Origin of the sequence: Mixta sp. BE291, assembly GCF_031457955.1 — a bacterium.
In the GTDB taxonomy this organism is placed as follows: Bacteria; Pseudomonadota; Gammaproteobacteria; order Enterobacterales; family Enterobacteriaceae; genus Mixta.
In genome coordinates, this window is sequence record NZ_JAVDXN010000003.1 from 300,845 (window position 1) to 320,227 (window position 19,383).

The window sequence follows — 19,383 nt, forward strand, 5'->3', positions numbered from 1 at the left end:
TATTAATTTGACTTATCACCCTGCAATATAAATGTTATCTCACCTAACATCATCAACCTATAGCTTCATCAATCACATCCTTACAGCAATGGCTTGATACCTCATCTTTTTGGTAACACCTTACAAAACACCGCCTGTTTAACGCCTTAAAATCAACCTCGTTATATTAGGATGCTATTAAAATGGTCAGGTGATATGAAAAGAAGAATTAATGGATGAGCGTTTTTTGCAATTTTACAGGTTACAAAAGTTTTAATATGGCCTCGAAAATATCAGCCTGTATAAATTATTGCAAAGGAGTAATATGATGCCCAACGTTAATGGGTTGCATGCTAATAGTTATTATTCAAATTGTAACAAACCAAAAAATCCAATAAATAATGCACATATACTAAAACTTAACGGCTGTTCAAATAAACCTACGTATGGTGATAATAGCGTAGGACACCCGCATAATTTTCATTCTCTGGCACGTGAACTCTATAATTTAGCTCACCCCGCTACAGAACCTCTGGATTCAAATTGCCCGCCACTCGCTTTAAAAGGGAGCTGGTTAAAAAAATTTTTTGTTAATTTGATGTGGTATACCGATATAGCAGGCATCGAATTTCAGCATTCGGAAAAGCAAAAAATCCCAGAAAATACCGGTCTCACCAGACATCCATTGTCTTATTCAGATGAACAATGCAGGATTCCATCCAAACCGCACTCCCGCAAAAAAAAACCATCAATAGAAAGTCCCGGTAAACAAAACCCAGCTGAGTCCGTGCCGCCAGCTGACCCACAGTCAGGTAATGCAATAACAAATAATGCTTTTTTTCTACCCGGCACTGAAGCTACACCATTAAAAAATAACGAAAGACAAATCGTTCATGATACAGAGAGTGGCTATTATGTCATCGCTACAGAGCAAGATAAAAAGGATTTAATCACGTCTTTACAAAGACATTTGGTAGCAAACGGACCCGTCAATGAAGATGAAGGCGCAGACATTGAATTCAGCTTGCGAACCATTGCGGCAGATAGCGCTGTACTCCTTATCCCGCTTTACGCTACTGAGAATTCTTTCTCAGACAGGAATGGACCAGCTAAGGAAAAAATAAAAAAAACGGCAGATACAGAGGCCAAAGATATTTATGCCAAAAATATATGTAATGAAAAAGGTGAAGTACAGGGTCAGATAATCGTTTTATCTAAAACCTTTAGTCAGGAACTATTACAGGAACTTCACTTAGACACGGCAAGCTCCCCTCTTTCTGAGACCAAACAGCAATCTAAAAAACGTGACCCTGCCGCACATTTATTAATGTTTGGCCTGAATTTACCTCATGGAAAAATGCTGGAAAGCGTCATTAAACAGGATTATGCTCATAACAGTGTTAACGCCGGAAATGACAAATCCACTACAAGCGCATCTTTAATAACATCACAAATAAATCAAACGTCACCCGGAGAAAAGCCGGAAGCGCTTAATGGAATTATTCCGGTAAAAAGCAGAGCTATATTTTATATTGAAAACCCGCACACCGGTATACGGAAAGAAGTCTTATTGGTACTAAACCCAAGTAACGAAGGGATGACCAATGGTACACCGGTTATTTTGCTACCTACCGAGAAAGATAATGAATTCGTTACCCAGACATCCGATGCAGAAAATTCAGAGCAGACAGCGAAAAAAATCATTTTCAATGACAGCAATAACACCTGGAACTATGCTGATGATGCATCTAAAGAATTAAATGTTAATGTTATAGAAGGGCATAGCCAGATAAATTTCTATGGCGATTATTATCAGATAAAAACGGACAAAAAAGGCGGCTATCTGATTGCTTTCGAAAAACAATCAGGCGTTAAAGAATATTTACCAGTATACAGGAACCCTTTATCGGGCACGTGGCAATCAAAAATTCATAATGGCCATTTCGCTTACAGCGATAAAGACGAAAAGATAATTGATAAGCTTGCCGTTGATATAGTAAGCGAATTTAATTACGTTAAAAGCCAGGACGACATTACTACCTGGTATGGTGTGAAAGAGATATATGAAACGCATAAAAAAGGCGACCCAGAAAAGTATGTTTGGGGAAAATATATCGAAATGAATGGTAAGGTTGTGCCCGTCAGAAACATACTGCAAGAAGGTTTTAAAGCACAATACGAAGTTTATGATAGTAAAAATCCAGATCAAAAAGGCTACTCGATTGAGTGGAATGGTACTCAATGGGTGCTTGAAGGCAGCACCTCAGTTTATGTCAGCCCTGAATTTGAAGACCAGATAACAACCGATATGCTGGAAAAAAATATTGATACCAGCACGCTTTCAGCGCCAGACTCGATGGGCTTAAGAACGAATACGGATGGAAAGCAATATGTAAAAGTTAAAGACGGTTACCTGAGGATTGAAAAAAAACAGAAAGAGTTATTTGTCACCAAACCAGATGGAACAATAATTTCCCTTGAAACCGAAAAGGGTAAACTTCATTCCAGGCACAATAATGACGAAGTTCAAAACATAACTAAAGATGGAAATAATAGACCCCCCCGTTCTGTAAATTTAAATACCTGTCCCACAGGGGATGAACAGATTAAACAGTACGATAAACTCAGCGAAACTAACACTATAGTTACAGTAAAACATCGTGCCGACGTCCGTAGCCATGTTGCTGAGAATAGTCTTTCAGCCTTCCGACTAGCCTATCAGCAATGCCGTCCAGCGATTGAAACAGATGTATTAACCACGGCGGATGATGAGCTTGTTATATTTCATGATATGTTTATTGGAAAAATGATGGAGCCTGATTACGATCCAGACAAAGACCTGGGGCCGAACAAGGAGTTAGAAAAGTGTACACTTGCATACCTTAAAACTAAAAATCTGCTTGATCCTAACCGACGCCCTACTCAGGACAAAATACTTACCGTAAAAGAACTCATCCAGGATTACCGAGAGCAAAAAGCACAATCTCTTTTATATCTTGAAGTCAAAGCCCCCAAGGCGATATTACGTGTAGCAAAAATAATCTCAGATGAGGCTCTCAAGGATCCCTCTTTGCTTAAACGTCTTGTTGTTAAGTTTAACATGGCGGAATTTCCTACCTATAAGGACTGGGTTGATGGTTTAAGAAAAGTGGGTGCTAATACAAAAGTAATGGCGAATCCAGTTATGAACCCAAATGCTAGCAGCCGACTGAATTTACAACGGTATGAATTAGAAAACCCCAAAGGATTAAATCTACCAGATAATGCCAGCCGAGCCGTTTATTCCTGGTCTAAAGTGCCAGGAGATATAGTTCCTAATGTAGAAGTGGTAATAAAAAATAGCGACGATTTCAAAAATAAAATTTTAAAAAAATCGCCACAAGGGGACTATTATGCGCCCACCAGTCTGGATATATCCAACACTATTCCAGGTTCAGCTGCCTATATGGCTGCGATTGTTAAACAAAATAAAAAAGCGCTCGGTACCTATATCCCAGTACCTGACCGGCCCATGTGGAGGAAAGACCATATATCTGGAAAGACCGTTCCACTATGGCACAATAAAAACAAGCGCATTGATATTACTAAAGCGTACTATACAAACCGATCTGTTTGTTGTTATTCTTTAACAGATATACAGCATAGCTCAGAAAGCGCGGATATTAGAATGAATATAGCCTGGAACCTGGATATAGGCGCAAATGTTATCACAACGGATGATACCTACAGCACCGAATTATATGCTGATAAACAACGCAAACTTAATAAATTATTAGTACCCTATATTTCCTACCCTCCTGGAGAAATGAGATCGGTACTATCCTGGGATTTGGGATATGCAATAGGGCCTTCATTAGCAGGATATAATATGAAAGCCCTGGGCGGCAATGAATATTCTTCCTGGGGGGACAACAATGCCTTTATGACAATCCATACAAAGATTCTTATGCCTGGGTATTTAAATGTGATGTGCCTGCCAACTCCTTGCCAGACTATAATAAATTATTAACACTGAAAACGGTTAGCACAGAACAGCACGGCGATGCGACGCAAATATTAACCGAAAATGGAGATTACTGCCTTAGTGCTAAAAAAAGAAATTCAGATTATTTATACTGGATAAAAGAATGTGATGAAAAAAATAAAGAAACGCACTTTCATCATGATGAAAACAATTACTTGCGCGCGCTTTATTATGAAACCAGTGAGGTTTATATTAACGGCCGTCAGAGCAATACATACTGGGGCGTACCTTATAGTCTTTTAACTACAACAGAATACCCGCAGAATAGTGAATGGGCGAAATGGAAATTCGATTACGACAATGAAGATTTATTAATCTTGAAGGATGAGCTATAATCATTAAAATGGTGTCCGCTAATGCGGACACCATTTTCCTTTTTAAAATCATTACAACTAATATTATTACTGTACAAACAAAATAAAAACTTCCTCTAGCTTGTGACTTTATATAAACCACATATGACATTATTTCACAGCAAAGCCAGCTTACGATTTATTTCCGCCACGCACGCTATTAGCTCTGAATCATGGTGAATTACGTCAAGTATGTTTTTACCTATAATATATTCAACCTGGTGAAGATCAAAATAATATCCATTCTGCGCGTGATTCTCACGGATACCTGCGTCAAAGCATTGTTTACACAATGTACTCCATGGGTAAAAGTCGGTAATGCCCGTAGAACAGCTGTTATTTATATAAGCAGATCCCCCTCCAAGCAGTCCGGTCTGTTCAACAATTGTCGGTGAAAATAACCATTGTAAAAATAACATCGCTTGTTCTTTGTTTTTTGAATATTTGGAAATACCTACTGACCCGCCGCCTAATAACGGAGCGCCTCCGGGTACAGGAGCATAGCCTATTAAAGGAGATATTTCACTATGCGCTACGTCAGTAAATAAATTCATATAGACAATTAACATAGCCAATTCCCGTTGTTCAAACTGAGCAACAGAATCTTGCCACCAGGTGCTATTAAGACACCTGGCATAACCCAGACTTTCAATATAGTTTTTTAAAGCAGGCAAGGCTATTTCTTTGTTCAGACAAGGCGGAGACTTTTCATGTAGCAATCTTCCGCCACGGGCATAATAACGTTGTAGAAACTCAGTGGCGATCATTTCTGCGCCGCCAATGGTGGCACAGGTTCCGGTCATATTTATTTCGCCAGACTGGCGTAACCGGGAAAAAAAAGCCGCAAGCCGATCAAATTCTTCATAACTCTCAGGGAGCTGCATGTCACGTTTGAAGCGTTCAAAGTATAGCCTTTTTATTTTTTGATCTTCGAACAAATCGCGACGGTAAAAGAGCATCTGTACGCTAGGGTCAAAAGGGATAGCATAAAAAACGTCATCTACTCGACTATACCGATTAACAATATTGGCAGGAATATTATTCAGGCAGGTTGATAACGTTTCATCTAAATTATTTAATGGTTCAAACAAATCTTTAGCCAGCCGTGGGAAAGTAGCCATATCAACACGGAAAAGATCATACCCCGCCACCTGCTTCTCATTTTCAGTTATTTTAATTAATTCATCAAACGGAGCACAGGTCACTTTGGCACGAATCCCTGTCATGCGATAAAAATGAGGTAAAAGCTTTTTTAGTGCCGTTGACGAGGGACTATCAATAGTTAGTAGATTTATTTCTTTATCCGTCCCGGCGCTGCTTTCCTGATAGTTTCTCAGATGATCAAGGATAACCGGTTCGTGATGTGCAATGGGTTGTCGGCCACTGATTAAAATCTCTGCTATATCTGTCCCTGACTTTTTATAACCTATTGGATAACAATACAATCCTGGTTCAAATCTTAATTCTTCGCTTGAAAATGTATATATCGGCGGACAATTATCTGTACGTCCAAGATACCAGGCATTTCTGACATGTTTTACTTTTTCAAAATCTGTGCAAATAATAGCATCAATTGCAGGATACTGAAGAAAATCAAAGGCATCTTTATGGCTTTCGCGCGTTCGCGTTGCGTTCCAGTAAACGTTAATATTTTCATTATTATTTAACGTTAACTCAAGGTTATCCTTAAATTTTTTCACACTATAAAAACTTAAAAGATCGGTAAAAACACCGACGTTAGTATATTTTTTTGTTTTTATAATGTCAGAAAAGTGTTTAGCACCTTCAGACATATCGATATCGTAAAATGTTTTTGCGTGTCGCGGTTTACGATAAATAAATATTATTTTTTCAGGCGCAAGACTTAAATTATTGTAATAAGGCATAACATCATCAAAGCAACTTACGATGACAACGCCCTGGCACTGACGTGTTGCCAGAACCTCCAACTGTTTCTTTTCATTTTCTTCAAGGTCTTCCGTAAGGAAAAGCTCCAGCACATATCCCTGTTTTAGTAACTGCTGGTTAAGCCCGCTGTAAAGCAGCTGGTAACGCTCTGAGATCATATCAGGCACGATAAGAGCAATCGTTTTTGCCCCACCCTGGCGTAATGATTTTGCCTGGGCATTTGCCTGATAACCGAGCTGTTTAGCCGCTGCTTTCACCGCACTGATTTTAGCAGCGCTTACGTTGCCACGAAGGTTAAGGACGTTAGAGACCGTTCCATGAGAGACACCCGCTAATCTCGCTATGTCCTTAATCGTTGTCATCAGCTACCTCTCTGCTCTGTATTGATTAATTCGCTACTCTACCATTTCCCTGCAAGCGCACCAAGAATGTGAACAGAACAACAAACCCAAAAAATAAAATTGACACGTACCAATAAATTGCAATATTTATTCATTACGGTGCAACGTAAGGAAACAGTAATGGAAATTCATTTTTTGGGAACCGCAGCGTCTGAAGGCATTCCTAATCCGTATTGCTCATGTCGTCTGTGTGAACACACCCGCGTTAAAAAGGGAAAGGATGTACGTACTCGCTCATCCGTCATTATTGATGAGATCATGCAGATTGATCTTTCTCCCGAATTCAGCTACCAGATAATGCGCGATGAGGTTGATGCAAGAAAGATTAAAAACATCCTTTTTACTCATACCCACCCCGATCATTTTAATATTGGCGAGCTCTACGGTCGCATGGAAGAGTTTGGGCATTTTATTGATCACCCTCTTAAGGTCTTTGGTAACGATATCGCGATAAGCGCATGCACATCTCTGTTTAAAGGATATAGCAAACAGCGTTTAAATTTTCATCGGGCGATACCCTTTGAAACCCTGGAGATTGATGGTTACAGCATCACGCCATTATTATCTAACCATATGGAATGGGAATTTAGCTATATTTACTTTATCGAAAAAGAGGGTGTCACATTATTTTATGGTCATGACTCAGGTTGGTTCCCCGAGATCACCTGGCAATGGCTTGAGGGGAAAAACATTGATCTCAGTGTACTTGAATGTACATTAGGCACTAGCGGTAATAATCGCACCGACAATCATATGAATCCAGAAACCATTATAGCCACCAGGGACAAGCTGCGTGCTATTGGCTGTTACAATAATGGCAGTGAAATAATAATATCTCATATTTCTCACAACACAGAAATGAACCATAAAGAACTGCAAAATAAAATGGCAGCCGAAGGAATACTGGTTGCCTGTGATGGATTAAAGATTAATATATAAAGGATCTTTATTATGTTTATGTCAAAAACCCCGCGTCTTTTTATTATGATGTTCATGCAGTACTTTTTACAAGGTGCATGGAGCATGACAATGGGCCTGGTGTTAAGCACCTTTGGTATGTCAAAAATTATTGGTTCATCATATGCGGCTCTGGGCCTGGCCACTATCCTTTCACCTCTATTTATTGGCATGATTGCCGACAGGTTCTTTGCTGCACAAAAAGTAATGGGATCATTGCATTTAATTAATGCTATGGTTTTCCTGCTGATGCCACAAATTATAAAAAGTCATAACGAGAGCATGTATCTTTTGATGATTTTTATTGTTGGCATACTTTTTTACCCTACAGCGGCCCTGGCTAACAGTATTAGCTTCCGCCACATCAATGGCGTAAAATTATTTCCAGTGATTCGGGTTTTTGGCACGTTTGGCTTTATGGTCATTGGATTTATATTAGGCGAATATGGTTTTTCAGGCAGCACAACGACATGGCATATCGCCTCTTTGGCAGCGGTAACATTAGGGCTTTACTGCTTTACCTTACCGCCCACTCCGCCCAAAGCCAGGGGGGAAAAATTTATGCTGCGTGATTTATTTTGTCTGGATGCCTTATCGCTGTTTAAAGATAAAAATTTCGCCATTTTCATGCTCTGCACTTTTTTCCTGATGATCCCAAAGACAACCTATGTTGCTTACATTCCGGTATTTCTTAAAACCCTGGGTTATGATAACTCGGCAAGTATGCTGCAAATAGGCACAGTTTCTGAAATTGTATTTATGCTTTTCCTCTCGTTATTTTTAGTGAAGTTTGGCTTCAAAAAAATCATACTGTTAGGTGCCATGTGCTGGATCATCAGATGTTTCCTTTTGTCACAGGAATCGATGTATAACAATACAATATTTATTGTAGCTGCTTTATTACTACACGGCATATGTTGGGATTTTTTCTTTACCGCTGGTGATATTTATGTTGATAGCAAAGCTGATGAGAAAATAAAGTCACAGGCGCAAGGATTACGTTTTATTGTATCAAATGGTATCGGCGTTATGTTTGCTTCGCTAGTCAGTGGGCATATTTTCAACAGCACGATTAAGGCACCCGAGCTGCTTGCGCAATGGCAAGATTTCTGGTTGTACCCGATGGTTATTGCGGCCATTGTTTCAGTTGTATTTCTTATATCTTTTAAAGAACCCAGTCAAATAAAAACAGAAACACATTTAAAAAAAGATAGCGTTGCTTAACCCCCTAAAATAAAATTAATGAACAGGAAAGTATCTTTATTTTTATGCTTTTATGGTAGTTACTATTCTGTTCATTAGTGCTTTATTATTTCTGGTGAGATACCTTATGTACTTACAACTTTACGACTATTTCTCGACAATTTTTAATCAATGGGAGGTATTGATTAAATTTAGCGTCTCCTTTCTCCTGGGTTCGATTATCGGCTGGGAGAGGGAGTCAAAAAACAAACCTGTGGGTATTAAAACATGTATTATCATAGCCATTACCAGCTGCTTACTTACTCAAGTCTCTATTCAATCTGCCGAACATTATGCGGGTATGTCGGTAAATATTCGCACTGATCCAATGAGGCTGGCGGCACAAGTCATTAGCGGTATAGGTTTCCTTGGCGCTGGCGTCATTTTGCACCGGCAAAGAGACAGTATTTCTGGTTTGACAACAGCAGCAATTATTTGGGCATCAGCGGGCGTTGGCATCGCATGCGGGTCCGGATTCTATTTTTATGCTACTTTTTCCACCCTTCTCTTTTTCCTGGCAATTCGTTTCAGTCATACTCTCGGGCGCTTCAGACAAAGTGATGGTTATATTCATAAGATAGCCGTTCAATTGACACTTGCCGACAGCAGCGTTATCCCTGAGGTATTTCACCGTATGCACGAGAAAAAGTTCCTCCTTGAAACGCTTGATATTCACGACACAAAAAAAGGCAAAATCATTATGTGCATGAAAATATCAGTTCGGAAAAGGATTACCGTATACAGCCTTTATTCAATGCTAAAAAATATTGAAAGCGTCGATTCTGTCTCACTTGGCCGTTAGCGTTTTTTCACCGCGCCATGTTACCGATCTTCCTGATGGTCTTCGATGACTTATCAGGTGCGCTTTCCGCTGGGCCAGCATGCGCAGGCGACGCAATGCCTTAGCGCTATGCGTCATAGGGGCTGGCTGCGCTGACTAAAAGCTTGAATCTGCTGGGGTGGGTTTCTTCGTTCGGCAGGTATGCAAAAGCTGAAGGCAGCATCACGCGACAGAAAGGAGGTTACACGCGCTTATTATCTGAATTTGCGCGCCTCGTACAACAGTTGTGACAACGCATGTTGCAGGGATATGACAGGCAGGATAGATTGAAAAAATTCTGTTACGTCCCTGATTAATTAATGTGGTTATGGCGTCCTTTGTGTCGCCCGTTTCCACGTAAGGAAACTGCGTTGTCTGAACTGTTTTCAGTCATGTTATTCGTGGCCTCGATTGTTATTTATGCGTATAAAGCCGGGCGCAACACTTTTTGGTACCTGTCTCTGCTGTTGGTTTTGGGCCTGTTTATCATCCTCAACGCCACGCTTTACGCCAGCAACTATTTTACCGGCGACGGCATCAACGATGCGGTGATCTATACGCTCACCAACAGCCTCACCGGCGCGGGCGTCAGTAAATATGTGCTGCCTGGCATCGGACTGGTGCTGGCGTTATTTCTGGTATTTTGCCTGCTCTCCTGGCTCTTGCGGCGGCGCGGCCACCGTCCGCACCACTTCGGCTACAGCTTGCTGGCGCTGCTGCTGGCGCTCGCCTCCATTAAAACTACTCCGGCTTTTCAGCAGGTCAGCGATTTAATCGTTTCCCAGACGCGCAGCGGCGAATCTGATTTTGCGCAGTGGTATCACGAGCCGCAAAAGCAGATCGCTAACCCCACGCTCAACCTGGTCTATATCTACGGCGAAAGCCTGGAGCGCACCTATTTTAATGAGCAGGCGTTTCCTCAGTTAGCACCAGAGCTAAGCCGCCTGAAGCAGCAGCAGGCGCTTGATTTTGCGCAAACTGAGCAGCTGCCCGGCACCGAATATACCATTGCCGGTATGGTTGCTTCGCAGTGCGGCATTCCGCTGTTCGCCCCTTTTGAAGGCAACGCTTCGGCCTCGCTTGCCAGCTTTTTCCCGCAGAATGTTTGCCTCGGCGATATTCTGAAAAACTCCGGCTATCAAACCTGGTTTATGCAAGGCGCGGATCTACGCTTCGCCGGAAAAGATACCTTTCTGAAATCGCACGGTATCGATCATCTTTACGGCCTGCAGGAACTAAAAGACCAGGTAACGGATCCCGCTTATCGCAATAACTGGGGCTTTTATGACGACACGGTGATGGATGAGGTGTGGCAAAAATTCGAACAGCTGTCGCAACAGAAACAGCCATTTGCGCTTTTTACCCTAACGGTGGATACCCATCATCCTGACGGCTTTATCTCGCGCAGCTGTCAGCATAAAAGCTACAGCTACGAGGGCAAACCCAATCAATCTTTCAGCGCTGTGGCCTGTAGCCAGGAACACGTCGCACGGCTGATTGATCGTATTCTGGCTTCGCCCTGGGCCAAAAATACGCTGATTGTGGTCTCTTCCGATCACCTGGCGATGAACAATACCGCGTGGAAATACCTTAATGCACATCAGCGCGATAACCTGTTTATGGTTATTCGCGGCGACCGTGCGCAGCCGCAGCTGTTGACCATGAAGCGCAGCGCGCTGGATAACGGCGCAACGGTGCTTGATCTGTTGGGCGGCGATAAGGCCATTGGCCTGGGGCGCAGCTCACTGTCGGATCGCTCGCTGTCGGAGCAGTTTGATATGAAGAAAAAAGTGCTGGAATGGAAGCCGGACGTGATCCAGCTATGGGGGTTTCCAAAGCATATTGAGCGCTTTAGCATCGACCAGGCAAAAAACAGCATCAGCTTTTCCGGCGCGCATTTTAGCCTGCCGCTACTGCTGAAAATCGGTAAGGACAAAGTTGAACCGTTGCCGGAGGGTGAATACGCCGCACCGCTGCGCTATCAGCTGGCTGATTTCACCGCCGCCGATAAGTTTGTTTGGGTGGATCGCTGCTTTAAGATGGCGCGTTTATGGCAGCCTGCGCGGGCGATGTCGACCGATCTTTGCGTGGCGCAGGGGCAGCTGGGCGCACAGCCGCAGGTTCAGCATATCGATAAAACGAACTGGGAAAGCGCGGTGACTATTCCGCAGCAGCCGCTGGATCAGCAGCGCTGGCGGCAAAATGTCGCCGCGTTGAAAATCGCCGACAACGACATTCGTTATCAGGCCGACAGCTTTAAGTTTGAGGTTGCGGGCGCGCCGCAGGCGGTTAAAGCGTTTAGCGGCATTTCCCGTCCGGAGAGGTGGGGCCGCTGGTCTAACGCCAACCTTGCGCCGGAAGTGACGATTGATTATGCCCAGCCGCTGCCGCCGCGTTTTGAACTGGTGATCCAAGCGAAAGCGTTTGGCCCCAATGCTCAGCGTCCGATTCCGGTGCGCGTGGGCGATCAGCAGCAGATGCTAACGCTAAGCCATGAGGTGAGTACGGTAACGCTGCGTTTTACCAATCCGGAAAACAGCCATCAGCTGGTGATTACGCCGCCGGAACCACAGCTGTCCAATGAAGGCAATATTATCGGCCAGGATCCGCGCAAGCTCGGCATCGGACTGATCGAGATTAAAGTGGTGCCGGTGGCGAATTAGCGAAACGCTTGCAGCGGCCGACGCTGCAAGCCTTGCTCATCGAAATTGCCCGCTGCTAACCATTGACGCAGCGCGGCCTGGCTGGCGCGTCGCGGAGAGATAAAGGGACGGCAAGCGGATTCAGTCTTTTATTCCCGGCATGGCCGAACCGGTCGAGCCGCGGCGAATATAGCGCGTGGCAAACTCCGGCATCGGGCCGGGATCTTCGCCACGGATCTGAGCGATGATGCGGCGAGCCGCCTCGCAGCCCATCTCATAAACGGGCTGCGCGATCACCGACAGCGGCGGCGATACGATCTCCGTCCAGGGAAAGTTATCGTACATCACAAACGAAAGATCTTGCGGAATGCGCAGGCCGCGCAGATGAAACTCACGCAGCAGAGCCTGCGCAATCAGGCTATCGGAGGCGATAACCGCTGTCGGCGGCGCGGTGTCATTAAAAAGCTCGCCAACGATACGCGCGACCGCCGCATCATCCAGCGCGTTGGGTTTAATCAGCGCCGGTTCAAATGGTACGTCCGCCGCGCTAAAGGCGCGCTCCATACCGGCGATACGCTGGGCGACCGGCGTCAGGCCCATATCCGCCGGGCGGCGATAAGGTTCGCTGGCATTCATGCTGGTGACGTAGGCGATGCGTCGATGTCCCGCTGCCAGCAGCTCCTGTGTCGCCTGCTGCGCCGAGCGGGTAAAATCGACGCCGATTACCTCGACGTCCAGATGGTAAACCGCCCGGTCAAACAGCGTCAGCGCCCGCCCTTCCGTCAGCACCTGGGTTAAATGCGCATTATCGTCAGCGGCAGAACTGCTGGGCGCCACGATAATCCCATCCACCCGCTTCTCCAGCATCACGCGTACCGCCTCCTGCTCAATGCTCAGCTGTTCATCACTGTTGCTGAGAATAACGTGATAGCCCGCCTGACGCGCCACATCCGAAATCCCGCGCAGCGCCAGGCCGAAATGCGGGTTCTCAATATCACCGACAATCACCCCCAACGTATTGGAGCGGCCGGTATTCATGCTGCGCGCCAGCTCATTGGGGCGATAACCCAGTCGTTCCGCCGCTGCCAGCACCCGCGTAATTACCTCGTCGCTAACGGAGCCATAACCGCCCAGCGCCCTGGCCGCTTGCGCTTTTGATACCTTCGCTTCACGCGCTACATCGGCTGCGGTAGGCGCTTTCAATCGCATATTTGTGCTGGTCATAATTAATTCGAATCACAGGTTGAAGGATCGATCATTGACGGCTCCGAAAGGCTGTGCTTAATATCACTGTAACTGATTTGAGACCGGTCTCACAAGTGGACTTATCCCGATCAGCACCTGCATTGAGACCGGACTCATACTAATTAAACGTCCCCGGTTTCAATAGTCGTTGATGTTTAGACAACAAAAACGGACTACTTATGAAATCGCACAACATCCTGTTCAGAATGGCCGTTGCGCTCATCGCCTCGGCTTCAATCATTACTCTCTCTACCTCGGCCAGCGCGGCGGACAACAACCCCTATGGCCTAATCGAACCAGGTCATATGCGCGTTGCCAGCCTGGGAGATGCAAAACCCTACACGTTTACCGACGCAACAGGCAATTTTACCGGCTTTGATATTGAATTTTTTACTGATGTTGCCCATCGGCTGGGCATAAAACAGGTCGATTTTATTGGTCAGGATTTCTCCGGCATCCTGCCTGCGGTGGCTAATGGCCAGTATGATGCGGGCGTGGCGGCGATCGGTATTACGCCGGAGCGCGCTAAAACCGTGGATTTTTCCACCGGCTACCTTGCGGGTTATCTGTCAGTGCTGACGCGCAGCGATACCGGAATCAAAGGTGTCGATACGCTGACAAAACGGCGGATGGGCGTGGTTCAGGGCACGCTGCAAGAGAGCTATGCGGTTAAAAATTTCCCGCAGACCGATCTGGTGCGTTTCCCCGACAACAATGCCGCAATCTCCTCGCTTAATAACGGCACGCTGGATGCAGTGTTCCTTGATTATGAGGCAGCCAAAAGCTATGCCGACCGCTTTAAACTGGTTCACGCGGCAAATATCCCCTCCTTCGATGCGCCCGCTGGCGTGGCGATCGCGAAACAGAAGCCGCAGCTAAAAGCCGCGCTGGATAAAGCGATCAAAGATGCCATGCAGGACGGCACCTGGAAACGCCTCTATGAAAAGTGGTTCCCAGGGTCGCCGATGCCGAAACAGTACCTGCCTGTCACGCAGTAATACCCCCTGCTCAGAGAATAGTCCGATCCACCGGGCAGGGATTTTTGCGTCCCGGCCCCTGAAAAAAGCGAGTGCTTACTATGGACCTGTTCGAGATTCTGTCGCGTACTTTCTTCGATTTCCCCTCAATGCTGACTGTTTTCCCTCAGCTCCTGGGAACGGGTTTAATCAATACGTTGATTATTTCCCTTGCCGCCACGGTGCTGGGCACCACCTTTGGTCTGATTCTGGCGCTGATGGCAATTTCCCCCTCCCGTTGGTTGCGTTTGCCGTCGCGTATTTATACCGACCTGTTTCGCGGTCTGCCGTCGATTTTAACCATCCTGCTGATCGGCCAGGGCCTGGCTCGCTTCAGCTATCAGCTGTTTGGCCCCACGCCCTATCCGCTCGGTATTTTCGCCCTCAGCCTGATCGCCAGCGCCTATATGGGTGAGATTTTCCGCTCTGGTATTCAGAGCGTGGAAAAAGGCCAGCTGGAAGCGTGCCGTGCGCTGGGCATGAGCTATGCGCGCGCGATGGCGCTGATCATTATTCCGCAAGGCATCCGCCGCGTGCTGCCTGCGGTGGTGAACCAGTTTATTTCCATTATTAAAGACTCTTCGCTGGTCTATCTGCTGGGTCTGATGGTGGGTCAGCGCGAGCTGTTCCGCGTGGGCCAGGATGCCGCTGTACTTACCGGCAACCTGTCGCCGCTGATGCTGGCGGGTCTGTTCTATCTGGTCATCACCGTGCCGATGACGCATCTGGTCAATGTGATCGATGAGCGTTATCGCAACGGCCGCCGCCGCGCCAGCGCCCCGCAAAGCGGCCTGAAAGAAGTTGATGAAGTGCAGCAGTACAGCGTGAAAACGCTGGCATCTGAACAACCCGCCCCTCTCACCCGCCATCGGGAGCAACAATATGCTGAATAATGCCTTAGCCGACACCCTCCAGCAGGAAGCGGCCTTTCACGGCGCCAGCCTTGAATTGCGTAATCTGACGCTGGCCTATGGCGATATCGAGGTGCTGCGTAACGTCTCGCTACAGATCCCGGCAGGCACCACCACCTGCATTATCGGCCCCTCCGGCTCAGGGAAATCGACGTTACTGCGCGGCATTAATCGACTACATGAGCCGAAAGCGGGCGATGTGCTGCTCTCTGGCCGCTCGGTATTGAAGGATAAACCAGACGCGCTGCGCCTGCGCATCGGCATGGTGTTCCAGCACTTTAATCTGTTCCCCGATCACTCCGCGCTGCAAAACGTGGCGCTGGCTCCCTGGAAGATCAAAAAGCTGCCGAAACAGCAGGCGATGGCGATCGCCCGCCTGCGGCTGGATGAGGTGGGATTAACGCAACGCGCCGATCACCGTCCGCGCGATCTTTCCGGCGGACAGCAGCAGCGCGTCGCCATTGCCCGTGCGCTGGCGATGGACCCGGAAGTCATGCTGTTCGACGAGGCGACGTCGGCACTCGATCCAGAGCTGGTCAAAGGCGTGCTCAACCTGATGGCGGATCTTTGTCAGCGCGGCATGACCATGGTAGTGGTCACGCATGAAATGGGCTTCGCCCGCAAAGTCGCCGATCAGGTGGTATTTATGGATGAAGGCGAAATCGTGGAAACCGGTACGCCGGAAGCGATTTTCGAACGTCCACAGTCGGCGCGCCTGCGTCGCTTTTTATCGGAGGTGCTGTAATGGCGCTGCTGCAGGGAAAAATCCGCACGGCGGTGGTGGGCTTCGGCATTTCCGGCCAAGTCTTTCACGCGCCGCTGATCGCCGCCGATGCGCACTTTGAGCTGAACGTTATCGTTACCGGCAATGCTGAGCGTCGGGCGCTGGCCCAACAACGCTACCCACAGGCGCGGCTGGTAGAAAGTTGGCAACAGCTGTTACAGCTGATTGATGCTGGCGACATTACGCTGGATCTGCTGGTGCTGGGCACGCCACCGCAGGGACACCGTGCGCAGGCGGAAGCCGCCATCGCACGCGGGCTGCATCTGGTGATTGATAAACCCTTTGTTCCGCACAGCCGTGACGGCGAGGCGTTAATCGCCGCCGCCCAGGCTGCCGGTACGCTGCTGACGGTGTTTCAAAACCGCCGCTGGGACGGCGATTTTCTGACGGTGAAAAAATTGCTGAATCATAACGCGCTGGGCGATATCCGCAGCTTTGAATCGCGTTTTGAATGGTGGCGGCCGCAGGGCTTCGGCAACTGGCGTGACTGCGCGACGATTGCGCAAGGCGGCGGCCTGCTGCTGGATCTGGGCAGCCATCTGATCGATCAGGCGTTGCAGCTTTTTGGCCCTGTCGCCGACAGCTATGCCGAGCTGGCGCGTCATACGCAGCCTGTGATTTCCGACGCCGACGAAGATAGCTTTGTTTCGCTGCTGCACGTTAACGGCGTACGCACGCGCCTGTGGATGAACGGACTTGCTGCGCGTCAGGGGCCACGTTTTCATCTGCTGGGCAGCCAGGCGGGCTTTAGCAAATGGGGACTGGATAACCAGGAGCCAGCGCTGGCTGCGGGCGTGACGCCGCTCGACGCCGACTGGGGCCAGGAAAAGCCCGGCAGCTGGGGCACGCTGACTGAGAACCACCAGGATCGCCTTATCGAAACCGAGCGCGGCGACTATCCCGCTTTTTATCGTCTGTTAGCGAATGCGCTGTTGGAAGGCGCGCCGCTGCCGGTAGAGGCCGCAGACTCACTGGCGACGCTGCGCCTGATTGAAGATCTTCATACCCGTTACGCCGTCCGCAATGCCTGAAACGGACAGCCTGTTTTCTTATTTGCATAAGGATTAAAGCTATGTCACTGGAAAGTAATCAGAAATCTGTTGTCGTGATCGGCGGCGGCGCGATTGGCGTTTCCAGCGCGGTACATCTGCTGCGCCAGGGCGCGCAGGTCACGCTGGTTACCGAAGCGGCGCTGGGTTCCGGCGCATCAGGACGCTCGCTCTCCTGGCTCAATTCTGCCGGAGAACGTGCGCATGAATATCATGCATTGCGGATGACGGGTATCGATCGCTACCGTACGCTGTTTGCCCGCCATCCCGATCTGTCCTGGCTGCGCTTTGACGGCGGCCTTTACTGGGCAGCGGATGACGATCGCGGCACCCAGGCGCGTCACGCTTACGAAAAAGCGCACGGCTATGATTCGGCGCTGGTCAGCTCGAAAAACGTCGCGGATTTTACGCAGAATATCGCGCCACGGGCGATGGCCGACAGCGCCATTTACAATGCCGGAGAGGGCTGGGTTAGCCTGCCGCATCTGATCGGCTGGCTGATGGAAGAGTTTCATCAGCGGGGCGGTAAGCTGATTGAGCATGTCGGTAAGGTCACGGTGAAAACCGATGTCAGCGGACGCGCCTGTGGCGTCAGCACCGCGCGCGCCGGTGAGCTGGCGGCGGACAAGGTACTGGTCGCCTGCGGGCCGCAAACGCCGGATGTGGTTGCACCGCTTGGCGTCACCATCCCTAACGGCTCACCGGTCTCAATGCTGGTGACCACCGATCCCGTCGATACAATGATTGATGTGGTGATGAACACGCCGCGCGCGGCGGTACGCCCGAATCCGGGCAATACGCTGGCGGTGGATCATGACTGGTACGAAGCGCATATTTCTGCCGTTGGCGACGGGGAATACCGTATCGCAGAGTCGGTGGTGCAGGAGTTGCTGGATGAGGCCAGCAAATTGATCGTCGGGCAGCCTGCGCTGCGGGCCAGCGGCTGGAAAATAGGGCTGAAGCCGATTCCTGGCGATGGCAATCCGGTATTTGGCGAGCTGCAAAAGGTGCCGGGCTGCTTTGTCGCCTTTACCCACTCCGGCGCGACGCTGGCGCTGATTGCCGGAGAGCTGCTGGCGGAAGAGATCGTCAGCGGCGAGCCGCACCCGATGTTCGCTACCTTCCGCGCCGAGCGCTTTAGCCAGACGTAAACGCGATAACGGGCCGCCCTGATAAAACAGTCGGCTATTCAGTCGGTTGCGCTCATAAAAAAGCCCTAAACAGGCTGCGAAAAAGAGTGCTTCAGGGCGAGGTCTTGGATTTAACAGGTTCAACAAACGGCCAGCCGCCTCGCTGGCCGTTTACTCATTAATGGAAGAAAATATCGCCCGACTTGGCTTTGATGATTTTGCCGTCGGCATCAGAAATCAGCACGTAGTTACCGCCCATATAGGTCCAGTGGCTGCCGGTATCCGGCGCAGGGAGGTGGCGCTTTTGCCATTCGGTAATTTCATAGGTCTTGGTACGGTATTTCTCCGGCACCTGTGAGCCAACCGTATAGCGCTGCGCATCGCTAAAGAATTCAGTGACTTCATACGGCTCTTTTGGCTGCTGCTGCGCCGCGCCCGGCGTCGCTGCCTCATTCTGCGGACGGGTTTGCGTGGGATCCTGCGGCACCGCTGATTCCGGCGCGCCCTGCGTTTGCACCTGAGTGGGATCCTGCTGCGCTGGCGTTTGCGGTACGCCCTGCGCCGGATTCTGCTGGGTCTGTGGCGCGGTTTCCGCCGGGGCGGCCTGCTGCTCTCCTTCCGCCTGGGCAACAGAAGTGAATGCCAGCGCGCCGATCAATGCGCCCGAAAATAAAATCTTAGTGGTATTACGCATAGTTTCTCCTGATTTCCCTGCCCTGTTGTTGCGGGCGCTTATTTTAGTGACAACAAATTAACCCTGGTTACGTCAGCAGGCACAACTTTTATTGTGAACTTTGTTGTCAAAGGGCGACCAGGCTCCGGCTTCAGGCGGCATTGCCTGTTCGGAGCAGCATTTTCACCCAGAGGAAAGAGCTGAGGCTGTACGGCTGGCACTCAGCGGCAGAGACAAGCGAGATATCAT

14 protein-coding genes are annotated in these 19,383 nt (G+C 48.3%); 11 read left to right on the top strand and 3 right to left on the bottom strand.

Features of this window, described 5'->3' with window-relative positions; translation table 11 throughout:
- The first annotated feature begins 304 nt into the window (after window positions 1-304).
- Both J2X14_RS08960 and J2X14_RS08965 read left to right on the top strand, forming a co-directional pair.
- Window positions 305-3,988, top strand: a complete 3,684-nt coding sequence (locus tag J2X14_RS08960) for a glycerophosphodiester phosphodiesterase family protein (RefSeq protein WP_352410873.1) — start codon at window positions 305-307, stop codon at window positions 3,986-3,988.
- Window positions 3,964-4,338 carry a hypothetical protein gene (locus tag J2X14_RS08965; RefSeq protein ID WP_352410874.1) on the top strand — a complete coding sequence of 125 codons (375 nt, stop codon included), beginning with the start codon at window positions 3,964-3,966 and terminating at the stop codon, window positions 4,336-4,338. Before J2X14_RS08960 ends, J2X14_RS08965 begins: the two co-directional genes overlap by 25 nt.
- Window positions 4,339-4,472: 134 nt before the next feature.
- Here J2X14_RS08965 and J2X14_RS08970 read toward each other — a convergent pair whose 3' ends face one another.
- Entirely contained in the window at window positions 4,473-6,626 is a 2,154-nt protein-coding gene (locus J2X14_RS08970) for an extracellular solute-binding protein (RefSeq protein ID WP_352410875.1), read from the bottom strand.
- A 159-nt stretch (window positions 6,627-6,785) separates the two neighbouring features.
- Here J2X14_RS08970 and J2X14_RS08975 point away from each other — a divergent pair, with 159 nt between their 5' ends.
- The 4 genes from J2X14_RS08975 (at window position 6,786) to opgB (ending at window position 12,347) form a co-directional block, all read left to right on the top strand.
- The gene (locus tag J2X14_RS08975; protein WP_352410876.1) at window positions 6,786-7,604 is read left to right on the top strand and encodes an MBL fold metallo-hydrolase; all 819 of its coding nucleotides are present in this window, start codon (window positions 6,786-6,788) and stop codon (window positions 7,602-7,604) included.
- Between the two features lie 12 nt (window positions 7,605-7,616).
- A complete protein-coding gene (locus tag J2X14_RS08980) occupies window positions 7,617-8,846 on the top strand; it encodes an MFS transporter (RefSeq protein WP_352410877.1) in 1,230 nt (409 codons plus the stop codon).
- 106 nt (window positions 8,847-8,952) lie between these two features.
- The gene (locus J2X14_RS08985; protein WP_352410878.1) at window positions 8,953-9,666 is read left to right on the top strand and encodes an MgtC/SapB family protein; all 714 of its coding nucleotides are present in this window, start codon (window positions 8,953-8,955) and stop codon (window positions 9,664-9,666) included.
- A 389-nt stretch (window positions 9,667-10,055) separates the two neighbouring features.
- Window positions 10,056-12,347, top strand: a complete 2,292-nt coding sequence (opgB, locus tag J2X14_RS08990) for a phosphatidylglycerol--membrane-oligosaccharide glycerophosphotransferase (protein ID WP_352410879.1) — start codon at window positions 10,056-10,058, stop codon at window positions 12,345-12,347.
- 120 nt (window positions 12,348-12,467) lie between these two features.
- Here opgB and J2X14_RS08995 read toward each other — a convergent pair whose 3' ends face one another.
- Entirely contained in the window at window positions 12,468-13,550 is a 1,083-nt protein-coding gene (locus J2X14_RS08995; RefSeq protein WP_352410880.1) for a LacI family DNA-binding transcriptional regulator, read from the bottom strand.
- Between the two features lie 200 nt (window positions 13,551-13,750).
- On the opposite strand from J2X14_RS08995, the gene J2X14_RS09000 reads away from it, so the two are divergent.
- The 5 genes from J2X14_RS09000 to J2X14_RS09020 all read left to right on the top strand — a co-directional run bounded on the left by J2X14_RS09000 (window position 13,751) and on the right by J2X14_RS09020 (window position 18,482).
- Window positions 13,751-14,569, top strand: coding sequence for an ABC transporter substrate-binding protein (locus J2X14_RS09000; RefSeq protein WP_502889981.1), 819 nt, complete (start codon window positions 13,751-13,753; stop codon window positions 14,567-14,569).
- Between the two features lie 80 nt (window positions 14,570-14,649).
- Window positions 14,650-15,480, top strand: a complete 831-nt coding sequence (locus J2X14_RS09005; protein WP_352410881.1) for an amino acid ABC transporter permease — start codon at window positions 14,650-14,652, stop codon at window positions 15,478-15,480.
- Entirely contained in the window at window positions 15,470-16,243 is a 774-nt protein-coding gene (locus J2X14_RS09010) for an amino acid ABC transporter ATP-binding protein (RefSeq protein WP_352410882.1), read from the top strand. Before J2X14_RS09005 ends, J2X14_RS09010 begins: the two co-directional genes overlap by 11 nt.
- On the top strand, window positions 16,243-17,313 hold the full coding sequence (locus J2X14_RS09015) for a Gfo/Idh/MocA family protein (protein WP_352410883.1): 1,071 nt from the start codon (window positions 16,243-16,245) through the stop codon (window positions 17,311-17,313). The genes J2X14_RS09010 and J2X14_RS09015 overlap by 1 nt, the downstream gene beginning before the upstream one ends.
- A gap of 41 nt (window positions 17,314-17,354) precedes the next feature.
- On the top strand, window positions 17,355-18,482 hold the full coding sequence (locus J2X14_RS09020) for an NAD(P)/FAD-dependent oxidoreductase (RefSeq protein WP_352410884.1): 1,128 nt from the start codon (window positions 17,355-17,357) through the stop codon (window positions 18,480-18,482).
- Between the two features lie 157 nt (window positions 18,483-18,639).
- On the opposite strand, the gene J2X14_RS09025 is transcribed toward J2X14_RS09020, so the two are convergent.
- Window positions 18,640-19,155, bottom strand: coding sequence for an RcnB family protein (locus tag J2X14_RS09025; RefSeq protein WP_352410885.1), 516 nt, complete (start codon window positions 19,153-19,155; stop codon window positions 18,640-18,642).
- Window positions 19,156-19,383 lie beyond the last annotated feature (228 nt).

Excerpts from the sequence above, each read along its gene's own strand:
- J2X14_RS09015 (WP_352410883.1), top strand. The coding sequence starts at position 16,243 with ATGGCGCTGCTGCAGGGAAAAATCCGCACGGCGGTGGTGGGCTTCGGC.
- J2X14_RS09020 (WP_352410884.1), top strand. The coding sequence starts at position 17,355 with ATGTCACTGGAAAGTAATCAGAAATCTGTTGTCGTGATCGGCGGCGGC.
- J2X14_RS08995 (WP_352410880.1), bottom strand. The coding sequence starts at position 13,550 with ATGACCAGCACAAATATGCGATTGAAAGCGCCTACCGCAGCCGATGTA.
- J2X14_RS09025 (WP_352410885.1), bottom strand. The coding sequence starts at position 19,155 with ATGCGTAATACCACTAAGATTTTATTTTCGGGCGCATTGATCGGCGCG.
- J2X14_RS08975 (WP_352410876.1), top strand. The coding sequence starts at position 6,786 with ATGGAAATTCATTTTTTGGGAACCGCAGCGTCTGAAGGCATTCCTAAT.
- J2X14_RS09010 (WP_352410882.1), top strand. The coding sequence starts at position 15,470 with ATGCTGAATAATGCCTTAGCCGACACCCTCCAGCAGGAAGCGGCCTTT.
- J2X14_RS08960 (WP_352410873.1), top strand. The coding sequence starts at position 305 with ATGATGCCCAACGTTAATGGGTTGCATGCTAATAGTTATTATTCAAAT.
- J2X14_RS09005 (WP_352410881.1), top strand. The coding sequence starts at position 14,650 with ATGGACCTGTTCGAGATTCTGTCGCGTACTTTCTTCGATTTCCCCTCA.
- J2X14_RS08970 (WP_352410875.1), bottom strand. The coding sequence starts at position 6,626 with ATGACAACGATTAAGGACATAGCGAGATTAGCGGGTGTCTCTCATGGA.
- J2X14_RS08980 (WP_352410877.1), top strand. The coding sequence starts at position 7,617 with ATGTTTATGTCAAAAACCCCGCGTCTTTTTATTATGATGTTCATGCAG.
- J2X14_RS08985 (WP_352410878.1), top strand. The coding sequence starts at position 8,953 with ATGTACTTACAACTTTACGACTATTTCTCGACAATTTTTAATCAATGG.
- J2X14_RS09000 (WP_502889981.1), top strand. The coding sequence starts at position 13,751 with ATGAAATCGCACAACATCCTGTTCAGAATGGCCGTTGCGCTCATCGCC.